Source organism: bacterium, assembly GCA_021372615.1.
Lineage (GTDB): Bacteria > Armatimonadota > Zipacnadia > Zipacnadales > UBA11051 > JAJFUB01.
The window spans coordinates 1-14,238 of the sequence record JAJFUB010000165.1 but is presented as its reverse complement, the minus strand read 5'-3'; the positions used below and the strand labels follow the sequence as shown (position 1 = coordinate 14,238).

Here is a 14,238-nt window from a genome sequence, read left to right as displayed (position 1 = left end):
TGGAAGCTCGTGAGCGAACACGCGGCGTGGGCGCCTCGTGATTCGTGTGGGGAGGTCGTGCACGAGGGACGCATGTGGCTGCTGGGCGGCTGGTTCAACTCCAACATCATCGGCCCCCGCGACGTGTGGGCCTCTCCCGACGGTGTGCAGTGGCAGGAAGTGACGCACGAGGCGGGCTGGAAGCACGGCGACCTGCCGACGACCCTCACCTTCGACGGCCGCATGTGGTTCATGGGCGGCTGGTACGCCGGACGTCTGCCCGAGGGGGGGCCGACCAGCTCCGTGTGGTCCTCCCGCGATGGCGCGAAGTGGGACTGCGTCGCCGAGCAAGCCGCCTGGAGCCCCCGGTTGGGCGCCGCGGCGGCGGTGCATCGCGACCGCATGTGGCTCTGCGGGGGCAATGAGAAGTACTTCTTCGGCGATGACAGCACGCTGCGGAACGACGTCTGGTCGTCGGCCGATGGCGCGCAATGGGTGCAGGCCACGGCCCGTGCGCCCTGGGCGCCGCGCGCCTACCATGCCATGCTGGAGTTCCGGGGCCAGCTCTGGGTCCTCGGCGGGGGCAACTACCTGCCTGCCTACCGGGGCTACAATGACGTGTGGGCCTCGGAGGACGGAGCGACGTGGACGCAGGTGACCGAACACGCGCCCTGGCACGAGCGCATCTGGTTCTCGGCGGTCGTCTACCGCGGGTGCATGTGGGTGCTGGGCGGCTGGTCGAACGAGCCCAGCCGCAACTGGAACGATGTGTGGTACACCGCCGACGGCATCACGTGGAAGGAACTGAAGACGCCAACGATCTGGTCCGAGCGTCACGAGCACTCGGCGTACGTCTTCCAGGACAAGCTCTGGCTGGTGGCGGGCAATGCCTGGCCGCTGGTCAATGACGTGTGGGTGCTGGACCTGCCGCCGGACTGGCAGCCGTAGACATCCCCCCTCCAGCAGCGCGGGCGGCCCCGCCCGCGCTTCGGGCAGGCGAGGCCGCCTGCCCTACTCGTAGAGGTGAGGCCGCCTGCCGTACTGGTCTAGGCGAGGCCGCCTGCCCTACGGAACGAGGCGCACCCGCCACGTGATCTCCGAGTTGTCGAGCCGCGCGGACAGCACGCCCATCTCGGAACCGGCCGGCGGGGCGGCGTCTATGGCGTAGGGGTTGTAGGCATAGCTGGGCCAGCGCAACTCCGCGCCGTGGGGCAGGCTGAGGCGGTGGTCGCCGAGCTGCAGCCAGTCGCCCAACTGGGCCGTCCCGAGCGCCAGCGCCTCGTTTCCCAGCGTCACGTCCATCCCCGCCGCGGTGCGCAGCCGCTGGCCCCGCTTCATGGTGAGCACCAGGTTGTGCAGGGCCAGTCCCTTCTCGGCGCGCGCGGTGATGGTGGCCTCCGCGTCCGCTAGAGCCACTTCCAGCGCGCAGCGCACATCCCCGTACTGCAGCGCGATCCCCTGGTCCGTCAGTTCGCCGCTGTCCGGCATGAACCGCCCGCCGGCGCTGAAGGTGGACCACTCCGGCTGGATCTTGGAGTTCCCGCCGCCGATGAGCAGGCCGGCCTCCTCGTGCCACAGCGAGAGGAAGCTCTGGCGATCCTGCCCCCAGCGGCTGTTGACCGGCGGGCAGACGAAGGCGCTCAGGCATGCGAACCACGGGCCCTGCCGCGAGACCATCGCCCAGTCGCGGACAGGCCGGGTGAAGCTCGTCTGGTCCAACAGGCAGGGGCTCTCCGGGCCATCCTTCAGGTGCCAGTAGGACGAGGCGAGGCTACCGCCTTGCATGCTGTCGGCGTCTCGCTGCGGGCTGAAGCGCTCGATCAAATGCCGCAGATGGCTGCGGCCGTCAGGGAAGAGCGAGAAGGCGGGCCAGGCGAACTGCGAGACTCGGTGGTGGTACTTGACGCGCCCGTCCACCGTCTCGACCACCGCGCCATCGGGGTAGGTGAACGTCTCGTGGAACTCGGTCGCGGCCTGCAGCGCCGGCAGCACACTGGCATCGCCTGTGAGGACATGGTATAGACCGAGCGCGTGGACATAGGTGAGGTTGTAGAGGGTGGACGGGCCACCGTGCTCGGCCCAGTAGCCGGCCTCATGCTGCGCGGCGACCGTGTGAGCGATCATTGCCCGCCCGGCCTCCTGCCAGTCGTCCCGGCCGAAGATCTGCCCGGCGCGCACACAGCTCATGGCCTTCCATGTCGGGATGTTGTGCACATGGCCGTTGGCGATCTCTCGCGCCTGGCCGTCGTGGGCCAGCGTCAGGCCCTCCTCCCAGCACCGCCGCCGCTCTGCGCCCAGCTCCTCCCGCAACAGGGCATAGGCCTCCAACCAGGCGTAGTTCGTCCAGCACATGTACGTGGGGCCCCACTTGCTGCCGTCGGCCTTGATGAACTCCACCTGGCCGTCCGGGTACTGGAAGTCCCGGAGGGCGTCGCCCGCCTGGCAGACGACCTCCAACAGGCGCGACGAGCCCTGGTGGGGGCTGTCGGGCGCGACGTATAGCGTGGCCAGCGGATAGATCACGTCCTGGTTGATGGGGCACCAGCCGAGGTCTTCTGGGCGGGCGCTGGGGGCGATGGCGCCCGCCGGGGCCGTGATGAACCGTCCGGTCCTCTCCTCAAACCGGGACAGATGCAGATCGGCGGCCTGAACCAGGTGCTGCAACACGCGCTGGCGCAGTTCGGACATGACGGGCTCCTCGGAGGAATGATGGCGCAGCTTCGGCGGCGGCAGCGCGAGGTCCTCCCCCGTCTTTGCCGGCCCGTGGCACGAAAACGGCAGGCCCTGAGGCCTGCCGCGCGGTCTGCGTGGTGAGGTACGGCTAGTGGGTGATCGCGATACCCGGCGAGCGGAAGCGGTTCACGTCGCGGGCGTCGCGGGCGAGGTCCATTCGGGCGTCGGCCAGGCGGGTGCTGGTGTCACTCGATCGGTAGATCTCGCGCTCGGCGCTGACAGGGCGGCTGACCCAGTTGCTGCGCGAGCGCACGGGCGCCGGCGCCGGGGCGGGGCGGTCGTCCGCCGCGGTCGGCGTCGGCTTCGGGACGTCCGCCGCGACGCGCACCGGGCTGGTGGGCGCGGTGTGGGGGACAGCGGGCAGCGTCGTGACACTGTGTGCCGAAGCTACCATCTCCAGTGTCGGATGTTCGGCATGGACCTCGGGCAAGGCCGGGGGCGCCAGATCCAGGGCCGCCGGGCCACGGGACCCCAGGGCCACGACCGACAGCCCCGCCGGGGCGGACGGAGCCCGGGGCGTGGGCACTTTGCGAGGCGTGGCCGGAGCGACCGCGCGAGGCGCCGGGGATGGCGAGGGCGTCACCGTCGCCACCCGCGCCTCCGTCACGCGAGCACTGCGGCCCGTGGAGTGGCCAGGGATGAGCCCCCGAGAAGACTCCGGAGTTGCCGCGGGCCCCAACTGTGGCGCGGCAACGGGCGTCGAGGGCAACGTGGCCACAGCCTGCGGCGTAGCGGGTGCTGTCGCGACAACCGGGATTGGCGCTTGTGTCACGGGGGTCAGGGAGTTGAGCAGCACCGCCAGGAACACCGCGGCAGCGGCAGCCACGCCAGCCAGGCCCATGCCCCAACGGCGCAGCACCGAGCGCGGCGCCGGGGCAGGCCGCGCGGGGGCCGCCAGTTCCGCCGCTGCCTGCACCCGGGCCAGGAGCCCCACCGGGGCAGCCTCGGGTTCGGTGGCGCGCAGCAGGTCCGTCGTCAGCGTCATCTCGGCAGCCGCCCGATGGCACGGCCCGCAGGCCGACAGGTGTGCCTCCAGCCGTTGCGCCTGTTCGTGTGCCAACTCGCCGTCCAGCCGCAGCGAGACCCATTCGAGGGCCTGCTTGCAGGTCAGCGGCGCCAGGGGCTGCACGGCGCGCACGGCGTCATGCAGGCGGGCTTCCAGGTCGGCAGGGGGGGCTTCGGTGAGCACATGCAGAGGCAGGCAAGCCAGCCGCAGCTCGCGCAGCTTGTCGGCGCAAGCCGGGCAGGCGGCCAGATGCTCGGCCAGCGCGCGCGCCTCAGCGGCGTCGCACTGACCATCGGCCAGGGCCTGCAACTGCAGAATGTGGGGGCAATGGGACATATGCACCATCCGCATCGGCAAACGTCGCCGGCGTACCGGGATCGAAAGCGCCCCAGGCGGCAGAAGCGCGATGACCAGCGCCGGCAGCGATGCAGACAGTAAGTGGCGCTGACTTGATCGTCAGTTCCATAGACAACCGAACCGGCCGAACGTTGCAGCAGTTCTGCCGCACCTTGCAGCAAAGGTGCCGGAGCGCCAGGTGAAGAACCCTCTCCTGCCCAGATTTCATCGTCCCGGAGGCCCCCCACCATGGAGAACCTGCCGCCGTCAGAGTGCCGAGGCGTCTGGTACTGCTGCGGTCACAAGGTCAACACGCTGCCCGGCCACGACTACGTCTACTCCGGCCCCATGGCCACCTACTGCGCCTGGCACCGGCCCATGGCGATATGTGCCCCCGCCGTGTCGAAGACCTTCTTCGTGTATGGCAACGCCGACAACGCGCCCACCATCAGCTTCTACGACCACGCCGCAGGACGCTTCGCCCATCCGGTGGTGCTGGGCAGCAACCCCGACGGCGACGCCCACCGCAACCCCACACTGCTCATCGAGCAGGGCGGCCACCTGGTGGTCTTCTACGGGGCCCACTGCCATCCCACGCAGGTCCTGCGCTCCGTGCGGCCCTACGACATCAGCAGTTGGGAGCAGGTCAGCGACCTGCCCGACAAGCTGACCTCGTACCCGCAGCCCTGGGAGCTTCAGCCGGGGGAGATCTTCGTGTCCTACCGCGAGAAGCGCGAGTGGTCCGACAGCGAGTGGCGCGGCACGGTGTCACGCGATGGTGGGCGGAGTTGGGAGCCGGCGCGCGACCTCGTGACCCTGGCCGAGTGCTCCGTCTACGGCATCACCATCGCCGAGACCGGCGCGTTCCCGCGTCGGGTGCACTTCGTGTGGTCGCGCCTCAACGGCGGCACCCCGGAGGAGCGCGAGACCAAGCACGCCTGGGCGCTGCGCCACCACATCTACTACGCCTACTCCGATGACGGGGGGATAACCTGGCGGCGCAGCGACGGCGCGGCCTACGAACTGCCGATCACGCTGGAGACCCAGGAGGAGATCTACAACTGCGGCACCCACGGCGTGTGGCTCAAGGACATCCAGCTTGACGCGCAGGGACGCCCGTATGTGCTGTTCATAGACAGCGAGGTGGAGACCTTCGAGGGCCTCTGGAAGGTTGGGTGGCTGGAGGACGGGGCCTGGCACTTCTCCACTGTGGCTCTCAGCGACCACATGTACGACGACGGCGGCATCGTCATTCTCGGCGCCGACGACATTCGCGTCTATGTGCCCTCCACACCCGTGCAGCCCAGCGAGGATGGGGGAGAAATCGAGGAGTGGCAGTCCACCGACGGCGGCCGCACCTGGACCAACACGAAACACATCACGAGCGGGTCGCAGTACTCACACAACAACGTCAAGGTGGCGCTCAACCACCAGCTTGGGCCGGGGGATGTGCGGGTGTTCTGGAGCTACGGAGACTCGAACTTCCCGCCCGAGACCCGGGACGTCCGGCTGCACTGCTACGGCGAGAAGTGGGGTGACGGGCCGACAGAGATTGACTTCGGAGGCTGACCATGGACACGACGCGCGACGAGCTGGCGGCCCTGCTTGAGACGCTGACAGTCGTGGACTGCCACTCCCACACGCACCTGAAGTGTGAGTACACCGCCGAGGGGCCGTGGGATCTGTTCCGCATGACAGCCTACTTCGACCGCGAGATCGCCGGGCTGCTGCCGACCGTGCCCGGGCCGATACGCGACCCGCATGCCTCCGACGACCTGCGCTGGGAGCATCTGCGCGCCATTCTGGCCCGCGCCCGCAACGAGTCGTACTGGCGGCACAACCTCGTCGTGTACCGCGACCTGTTCGGCATGGAGGGGGAGGAGCTGAGCGACGCCAACTGGCAGGCGCTCAACGAGCGCATCAAGACGCAGACCGCCGCCCCGGACTGGTTCCATCACGTCCTGGTTGAGCGGGCCCGCGTGCGCACGCAGGTCAAGAACATCCCCTGGTTCCAGGACTGGGAGCCTGAGTACTTCACCGCCATCCTGCGCATGGAGCCGGCACTGGACCTGTACCGCTCCGCGCCCCGCCGCCACCTCGAGGAGCACCTGGACCGCGAGATCCGCTCACTGCGCGAGCTACGCGAGGCCCTGGCGGACGCCGTGGCGGGCTATCAGCAGCGGGGGGCCGTGGGCATCAAGCTGGCCCATGCCTACCGCCGGACGCTGCAATCCGAGCCCGTGCCGGAGGTCGTCGCCGCACTGATCTTCGAGCGGGCGCTGCGTGGCGAGACGCTCCCGTGGAGCGAAGCCAAGCGCCTGGAGGACTACGTCATCTTCTTCCTGGCCGGGCTGTGCACGGACACCGGACTGGTCTTCGACATCCACACCGGCGTGCAGGGCAACGGCTGCTGGATCCCGGACTCCGACCCACTACTACTGCTCAACCTGATACGCGCCTTCCCGGGGACACGGTTCAACCTCTACCATGGCGGCTACCCGTGGAGTCGCGAGATCGGCATGATGGCCAAGCACTTCCCCAACGTGTGGCTCAACATGGCCTGGATGTATGTCATCAGCATGGAGGCCAGCCGGCAGTCGCTGGACGAGTGGATTGACCTCGTCCCTGGCCACCGCCTCCTGGGTTTCGGGTCGGATGTGAACCTGCCAGAGTTCGTATACGGGCACCTGGTGATGGCCCGGTCGTGTATCGCGGATGTCCTGGCCAGGAAGGGGAAGCGGGACTTCCTGAGCCGCGAGACGGCCGAGGACCTGGGCAGGATGCTGTTGCACGACAATGCGGTCGAGCTGTACGGGCTGACATCGCAGTAGGACCGAGTCATGGAGCAGTTCGCCCTGGATGAGCAGAAGCTGGCGCGGCACCTGCGGCTGTGCCGCCGCAACCTCAGGAGCGACCGGGTGAAGTGCTGCGCTGCGTGCCCGTTCGAGCCGATCATCACCGCTCACGCGCCGGAGTTGGCCGAGCTCTTCGCCCGCAAGCGTGCGGCTCTGGCCGCCGCCGCTCATCAGACCACGTGATTCACAGTTGACGCGCCACGAGTGAATGGATATACTACCAATCCGTGCCAGCCGGGCGCTCGCGACCGCACGTGGTCGCACGGCTGGTGCTTTGTTTCGGCGCTTGCAGGGCAGATGACCACCCCGGGCGCCCCGGAAAGGACGAGCCTGGCGATGTATGCGATTTTCCAGTCCGGCGGTCACCAGTACGCCGCTGCCGAGAATGACGTCATCCGCGTGGAGAAGCTGCAGCTCGAGCCACAGGCCGAAGTGACCTTCGACCAGGTGCTGGCGGTCCGCGACGGCGAGGACTTCAAGGTCGGCGCGCCCTACGTGACCGGCGCCAAGGTCACCGGCAAAGTCGTCGCCCAGGGCCGCGGCAAGAAGATCATCGTCTTCAAGTACCGGCCCAAGAAGCACTACCGCAAGATCCGCGGCCACCGGCAGGACTACACCGAGGTCCGCGTCACGAGCATAACCGGGTAGCGACAGACCACGCGTGACGGACGCCCACTCGTCACGCCTCGTTCAGTGTCCATCGTTGCCTTCCAGAGGAGTGTACAGATATGGCCCACAAGAAGGGTATGGGGAGTTCGAAGAACGGCCGGGACAGCAAGTCCAAGCGCCTGGGCGTCAAGGCCTACGGCGGGCAGATGGTCACGCCCGGCACGATCATCATCCGCCAGCGCGGCACCAAGATCCACCCCGGCCTGAACGTCATGAAGGGCAAGGATGACACGCTCTTTGCCGTGGCGACTGGCCGCATCGAGTTCAAGCACATCCCCAACGGCCGCCGGGTCGCCAATGTGCTGCCTGTCGAGGCCACGCCGGAAGCTGCGACCGCGTAAGCAGCCGCCTGTCCGCCGAGCATCTTGCAGGCCCGACAGCCGTGTCGGGCCTGACTGATTCTCACGGTCCGTAGACGGTGATCTCCTCCACCCGCGCCGGCCCGCTGTACGCCCCCCAGGTTCTCAGCCGCACGAAGCGTGCCGACGTGGGCGCGAACGTGACGGTCTCGCCCGCCGGCGCCGCACCGGACTTGGGCCGCTCCACCACCGCCTGCCACTGCTGCCCCTCCGCTGACACCTCGATCACATAGCCCACCACCGGCTGGTCCACGAACAGCCCCGTGCGGTCGCGCGAGAAGACCACAGCGCTGACTGTCGCTGGGCCGCCGAGGTCCAGCGTCACGTCCTTGCCGTTGGGGATGGGTGCGGGCGGGCGCATCTGGCCCACGACGCGCAGGCCCTTCGTCGCCGCCGCCAGCCGCGCCTCAGCCGCCTGCACTGCCCGCCGCATCATCGCCCGCTGCGGGCTGCGGCCCTGCGGGTCCAGGCCCAGGTACGGGCCGGTCCACTGCGGGTAGGCAGCCAGGCGCCCCATGCTCCGGGGGCCAGAGGCCGCCACCGGGGACAGTCGCCCGGCAGGGAACTTGGCCAGCCGCTGTATGGCGCGCTCCAGCAGGTACGTCTTGCCGGCGGCAGTCGGGAAGACCAGTTCCGGCCCCGTTCCGGCGGCAACCGGCTTGCCGGCGCACGTCACGATGGCCCTGTCCGGCCAGGGGTTCGCCAGACGGCACGTCCCGCCACGCTCGCCCTCGATCAGTGCGTAGCGCACCTGGCCCTCGTGCAGGTCAACCGTGACCATGAAGCCGCCGCGGGCCCGCAGGCGGAACTGGGACTGCCATCTGGCGGGCCAAGCCGGGGCAAGGCGAATGAGGCCGCCCTGGCTCTGCAGCAGCATCTCGTTGAGCGTCTGGGCGCACACGCCGGCCGCGTCATAGTAGGGCGAGTCGGGGATGTTGCCGGCGAAGACCGCCGTGGTCGGGCTGTACCAGCCGCCGTTGTTGCTGCGCATGTTGGCGGCCATGTGCGCGAGGGCCAGCTTGGCAGCTTCATCGGCCAGACCTAGCCGCGCCGCGGCAATCGCCGCGGGCTCCCAGCCGTTGCCCATGCCCTGGACGGGCCGGTTACGGAACGTGTTGACCGCGAGGTCGTGGTCGGGCAGACCGATCCCGAAGATGCCGAAGGGGTAGATGGCGTAGTTGGCCACGTTCTCGGAGTTGTGTCGCTCGGCGTCGGGCGGGAGATCCGCCTCCTTGAGCATGTGCTTGTCGGCCTCCACCGCGAAGGGCGCCAGGTTGTCCAGCAGGTTCTGCCAGCGTGGGCGCATGTCGGCATCCACGCCGAGCTTCGTGCTGAGCCTCAGCGCCAGCGGCAGCGCCCACCGCAGGGCCGCCAGGTCCTGCGCCGGGTCCTTCACCAGCCAGTACGACTCCTGGGCATCGGCCGGCTCGAGGTGCAGCTTCCCGTCGGGGCCCTGCCTGGCGTAGTTGGCGTAGAAGTCCAGGCTGCCCTTCAGCAGCGGATAGACCATATCGCGCAGGAACTGCTCGTCCCCGCTGAACTCGTAGCGCCACCAGCCCTGCAGCGCCACCTCCAGCCCGACGGTGAAAATGAACGCCGTGTAGCCGGGCTTGCTGAAGTCCTTCCTGCCTCTGAGCGGGCCGCCGCCGTTGACCGGGATCCACTCGGGGATGTAGAAGCCGTCCACGCCCAGGCCGACGCGCCCGTTCTCGCGTGCGTTCTTCATCACGCCGCGATACAGCTCAAAGAACGGGTCGCTCAGCGCGATATGGTTGGAGCTGTACAGCGGCCAGAAGACCTCCCGCGTGTTCTGGTGCCAATAGCCCCCGCCCCAATGGCGCATGTCCTCGTACACGAGCCAGTTCCCGCCGTTGAACTTCGGGCACAGCGTGTGTCGCGACATGCTCGCCATGTCATACTGGTACAGATACCACAGGTTCTCGAGGAACTCCGCCTCGCCGTGGCGCGAGGTGAGGTGAACGAAGCTACGCGGCCAGAAGCCGTGCCAGAAGGCGGCGTGGTCGGCGAGTGTCTTCGCGTAGCCCTGCCCCTGCAGGTGTGCGATGCTCGCCTGCGCCCGCTGCAGGGCCTGTGCTTCGTCGCCGCGCAGCATCGGGTTGGCGACATAGAGCGTCAGCCCCGCTGCGGGCGCCGTGAAGGTGAGTGTCAGTGTGCGCTCATCCTGCTGCGCTGCGCGGACCGCGGCGCCATCCACCCTCACCAGTAGCGCCATCGAGTCGGCCAGGAGTGGGTCGGCATTGTCCACGTGCTCCGTCAGGGCGACGAAGTCCGGTCCGGACACGAGCTTGGCCTTCGTCCGCGCGGGCCACAGGTGCAGCTCGAGCGTTGCCTCCTGGCCCGCGGGGAGCTTGAGGCGCGAGACGAGGCAGTCCTCACCTTCGACCACGAGGCTCGTGGCCGAGGCCGCACCGGACGGGCCATCGAGCGTGGTCGTCACGAGGCCATCCCACAGTCGCTGCCGCTGCTCGAAGCGCGCGGGCTGCTGGGTCAGGGCCGGGCACGACAGCGTCACCTTGCCCGAGGACACGGGCTCAATGCCATGGCGGTAGCTGCCGTTGTTGAGCTGCCAGGTCAGGCCGCGCTCGTTCCACAGACACGCGCCCAGGTTGCCGTTGCCGATGTGCATGGCCTCGAACGGGTAGACCGCGGGGCTGAGGTAGACCAGGTCGTTGCGGGCGCACTGCGCGGCGTAGTCCACATCCACCTTGCCGCTTCTGATGATCGCGGGCTGGGAGGGGAGCACGGTCTGCGCCAGGGCCGGGGGCTCGATCTCCTTGCCCTGGAAGTGGGCCATGATCTCCTCCGGCGCCAGGGCCCGGCTGTAGACGCGCACTTCGTCCATCAGCCCCATGAAGCGGTCGCCGCCGCCCTGGCTGGCCCCGAGGTTCAGCGGGTGCGTGCTGGCCTTGAGCTTCCCGGCGCATACGGCCTCGGCGACGACCTGGCCGTTGCGGTACAGGCGGGCCTCGCCTAGTTCGTCGGAGTAGGTCGCGGCCACATGGGTCCATTCGTTGGCGGGGAGTTGCTCGGAGTCGCGCAGCAGACCGGGGGCGATGATGAGGCGCAAATGGCCCTCTGGCCAGGTGTCGAACATGAAGCCATCGTTGCCGCCGATGGTGGCGCGGTCCAGAAGGCGCATCCCCGAGGGCGGGTGGAACTCCGGCTTGATCCACGCCTCCAGCGTCATCCCCCCACCGAGTTCGAGCGTGGGGGAGAGGGGCGCCTGCGGATAGCCCTCTTTCGAGATGCGGACGGCCTGCCCGACCTTGCCGGGGGCCAGCGTCAGCGTCCCCTGGGCCTGCAGGTCATTGCCCTTGCCGCTCAGGTCGCGGATTCCGCCCGCGGTCAGTTGCTCGAAGCTGTAGCGGGCGACGAGGCCCACGTTCGGGTCGGCGACTGAGGCAGTCGCGACGACGAGGGTGAGGGCGCAGACCGCCAGACGCATGTCAGCCTCCTCGGGCGCGACGATGGCGCAGGCGGTCCAGGGCCACCGCGATGACGATGATGGCTCCGGTCAGAACCTCCTGCACCCAGTTGTCCAGCCCCATCTGCGAGCAGCCCGAGGCGATGACGCTCATGATGAGCGCCCCGATCAGCGAGCCGAAAACCGAGCCCTCGCCCCCCGACAGGCTGCCCCCGCCGATCACGACCGCCGCGATCACATCGAGTTCCAGGCCCTGCGCCGCCGTCGGGTCGCCAACGGTGAGGCGGCTGAAGAGCATCAGCCCGGCCAGCCCGAAGAAGGCTCCGCCGAGGGTGTAGGTCAGCAGTTTGGTGCGCTCCACCGCCACCCCGCACAGGCGCGCGGTCAGCTCGTTCGAGCCGATGGCGAAGACGTGGCGGCCATAGCGCATCAGGCGCAGCGCCAGCGCGAGGATCAGCCCCAGCACAATGACCAGCCAGACGCCGGGAGGCAGGAGCATGAACTGACGCTCGGGCGGCAGCGAAGCCGTCAGGTCTTTCAGCCATCCGAGCGGCGCATCAATCTTCTGCGAATGAGCCAGCGCCTTCGCCAGCCCGCGTACCATCAGCATCATGCCAAGGGTCACGATGAACGGGACGACTTGCAGCCGCGTGATGAGCGCACCTGTGAGCAGCCCGCACACCGCGCCCGCCCCGATCCCGGCCAGCGCCGCCCAACCGTCGGGCCAGCCAGCGTACTGCAGCAGCCACGCGATCACCACCGTCGTCAGTGCGACGACCGAACCGACCGACAGGTCAATTCCGCCGGCGATCATGATGATCGTCATGCCCAGGGCCGCCGCCCCCACGATGGCAGTCTGGCGGCAGATCGTCTCCAGGTTGCCGCCGCTGCGGAAGCTGTCCGGGCCGATGATGGCGAACACGGCGTAGATGGCGATCAGGGCCAGCAGCGGCCCGGCCACATTGAGCCACTGGACCACGCGCTCCCCCGCCCGCCTCCCGGTGTGCTGCGCCTGGGCCTCAGCCATCGCGCGCCTCCTGCCCGGTGGCCTGCAACATGATCGCCTCCTCGGTGAGTTCCGTGGCGGGGCGCGGCGGCAGCAGTCTCCCGCGCGACATGACGGCAATGCGGTCACAGATGCCCAGCAGCTCCGGCAGGTAACTGCTGACCATGAGGATCGCGGCGGCCGACCGCCGATCTGCGCCGCTGGCCAGTTGGTCAATCAGACGGTAGATCTCCGCCTTGCTGCCCACGTCAATGCCCCGCGTGGGTTCATCGAGCAGCAGCACATCGGCCCCGTGGTGCAGCAGCCGTGCGAGAGCCACCTTCTGCTGGTTGCCGCCCGACAGGTCACTGACCGGCTGGCGGACCGAGCGACAGCGGATGGCGAGCGTCTCGACCCAGTGCCGTGCCGAGGCCTGCTGGCGCGCCCCGGAGACGAAGCTGCCCCCGAGCCGCGTCAGCGTCATGTTGTCTGCCACCGACATCGCCAGCGCCAGGCCCTCCCCCTTGCGGTCTTCGCTGAGCATTCCGCAGCCCTGCTGCCAGCGCCGCAGCGGCGAGGCCGGGCCGACATGGACGCCCAGCCGGACCTGCCCGGCGCGCACGGGCTCCAGCCCGAAGAGCGTGCGGAGCAGCTCCGTCCGCCCCGAGCCCATCAGGCCGGCAATCCCCAGGACCTCCCCGCGTCGCAGTTGGAGGCTGGCGTGCCGCGGGAGCGTCTCACCGGCCAGCCCCTCCAGTTCCAGGACGACCTCGCCCGGCGCGCGCGGGGAGCGCGGATACAGGTCGGTGACCTCGCGCCCCACCATCAGGCGCACGATCTGCGCGGGCGACAGCTCTGCCGCCGCGCCGCCCCCCGCCACCTGCCCGTCCCGCAGCACCGTCACGCGGTCGGCAATCTGCTTCACTTCCTCGATGACGTGGGAGATGTAGATGAGACCCAGGCCGCTGCCGCGCAAGCGCCGCACGAGGTCGAACAGGTGCCCCACGTCACTCTGCGTCAGGCTACTGGTGGGCTCGTCGAGCACCAGCACGCGGCAGCCAGACACCAGCGCGCGGGCAATCTCCGTGAGTTGCTGGGCGGCGGGGGAGAGATGGCCGACGATGGCCTGGGGGGACAGGTCGGCATGGCCGAGCTGGGCCAGGGCGTCGCGCACACTGGCCTGTGCTTCACGCCGGTGCACGAGACCCCAGCGGGTGGGCTCCAGCCCGAGCATGATGTTGTCCGCCACCGACAGGTGCGGCGCCAGCGCCAGCTCCTGGTACACCATGGTGACGCCGGCGCGGCGGGCCTCTGCCGGGTGGCGCGGGCGGTATGGTTCTCCGGCCAGCAGCATCTCGCCGCTATCGGGCTGCAGCGCCCCCGACAGCACCTTCATCAGTGTGCTCTTGCCCGCGCCGTTCTCACCCACGAGGGCATGGACTTCGCCGCCCTGCAGCGGCAGGTCCACCCCCTGCAGCGCCACGGTAGGGCCGAAGCGCTTGGTGATGGCGGACATGTGGAGAAGAGGTGATGGCATGGTGTTCAGGTGTGCCGGGGGCGGACGTCGTCCCACCCCCGCGCCTTCGGCGCGACCCCTCCCTCTGCGGACGCAAGCGTCCGCCGGGAGGGGTGGGCTGCCGTCATCTCTTGCCTTCAGCTCTACTGCTCTGCGGTCGGCCAGGTCCAGTATCTGCTCAAGAACACTGCGCAGATGTGAGACGATGTCGCGGTTGGTGCACCGCAAGACGTGCAGCCCCCGGTGCTCGAGTACCTGCTGGCGCACCTGGTCGGCGTCGCGATGGAAGGCATGCACGTCGCCATCCACTTCCACTACCAGCGCTGCCGCATGGCAGTAGAAGTCCACGATGTAG

Annotated in this window: 11 protein-coding genes and 1 pseudogene; 6 read left to right on the top strand and 6 right to left on the bottom strand. The window is 69.0% G+C overall.

Features of this window, described 5'->3' with window-relative positions; translation table 11 throughout:
- On the top strand, window positions 1–927 hold a 927-nt coding region (locus LLH23_23230; protein ID MCE5241388.1), incomplete at its 5' end, for a galactose oxidase.
- Window positions 928–1,044: 117 nt separating this feature from the next.
- Here the strand turns inward: LLH23_23230 and LLH23_23225 are convergent.
- Together LLH23_23225 and LLH23_23220 are read right to left on the bottom strand one after the other, a co-directional pair.
- Window positions 1,045–2,667: a hypothetical protein gene (locus tag LLH23_23225; GenBank protein ID MCE5241387.1), complete on the bottom strand. Its 1,623-nt coding sequence runs from the start codon at window positions 2,665–2,667 to the stop codon at window positions 1,045–1,047.
- Between the two features lie 133 nt (window positions 2,668–2,800).
- Window positions 2,801–4,054: a zf-HC2 domain-containing protein gene (locus LLH23_23220; protein MCE5241386.1), complete on the bottom strand. Its 1,254-nt coding sequence runs from the start codon at window positions 4,052–4,054 to the stop codon at window positions 2,801–2,803.
- Window positions 4,055–4,303: 249 nt separating this feature from the next.
- On the opposite strand from LLH23_23220, the gene LLH23_23215 reads away from it, so the two are divergent.
- The 5 genes from LLH23_23215 (at window position 4,304) to rpmA (ending at window position 7,919) form a co-directional block, all read left to right on the top strand.
- Window positions 4,304–5,623 (top strand): BNR repeat-containing protein, encoded by a 1,320-nt coding sequence (locus tag LLH23_23215; GenBank protein MCE5241385.1) that lies wholly within the window; start codon window positions 4,304–4,306, stop codon window positions 5,621–5,623.
- A 2-nt stretch (window positions 5,624–5,625) separates the two neighbouring features.
- Window positions 5,626–6,885, top strand: a complete 1,260-nt coding sequence (locus LLH23_23210) for an amidohydrolase (GenBank protein MCE5241384.1) — start codon at window positions 5,626–5,628, stop codon at window positions 6,883–6,885.
- A 9-nt stretch (window positions 6,886–6,894) separates the two neighbouring features.
- Window positions 6,895–7,092 carry a hypothetical protein gene (locus LLH23_23205; GenBank protein ID MCE5241383.1) on the top strand — a complete coding sequence of 66 codons (198 nt, stop codon included), beginning with the start codon at window positions 6,895–6,897 and terminating at the stop codon, window positions 7,090–7,092.
- 153 nt (window positions 7,093–7,245) lie between these two features.
- Window positions 7,246–7,557, top strand: coding sequence for a 50S ribosomal protein L21 (rplU, locus tag LLH23_23200; GenBank protein MCE5241382.1), 312 nt, complete (start codon window positions 7,246–7,248; stop codon window positions 7,555–7,557).
- A gap of 80 nt (window positions 7,558–7,637) precedes the next feature.
- Complete coding sequence (gene rpmA / locus LLH23_23195; GenBank protein MCE5241381.1) at window positions 7,638–7,919, top strand: 50S ribosomal protein L27; 282 nt, start codon at window positions 7,638–7,640, stop codon at window positions 7,917–7,919.
- Between the two features lie 61 nt (window positions 7,920–7,980).
- On the opposite strand, the gene LLH23_23190 is transcribed toward rpmA, so the two are convergent.
- The 4 genes and pseudogenes from LLH23_23190 to LLH23_23175 all read right to left on the bottom strand — a co-directional run bounded on the left by LLH23_23190 (window position 7,981) and on the right by LLH23_23175 (window position 14,231).
- The gene (locus tag LLH23_23190) at window positions 7,981–11,403 is read right to left on the bottom strand and encodes a discoidin domain-containing protein (protein ID MCE5241380.1); all 3,423 of its coding nucleotides are present in this window, start codon (window positions 11,401–11,403) and stop codon (window positions 7,981–7,983) included.
- A gap of 1 nt (window position 11,404) precedes the next feature.
- On the bottom strand, window positions 11,405–12,409 hold the full coding sequence (locus tag LLH23_23185) for an ABC transporter permease (protein ID MCE5241379.1): 1,005 nt from the start codon (window positions 12,407–12,409) through the stop codon (window positions 11,405–11,407).
- On the bottom strand, window positions 12,402–13,904 hold the full coding sequence (locus LLH23_23180) for a sugar ABC transporter ATP-binding protein (GenBank protein MCE5241378.1): 1,503 nt from the start codon (window positions 13,902–13,904) through the stop codon (window positions 12,402–12,404). Before LLH23_23180 ends, LLH23_23185 begins: the two co-directional genes overlap by 8 nt.
- 144 nt (window positions 13,905–14,048) lie before the next feature.
- Window positions 14,049–14,231, bottom strand: a pseudogene (locus LLH23_23175) (endonuclease domain-containing protein).
- Window positions 14,232–14,238 lie beyond the last annotated feature (7 nt).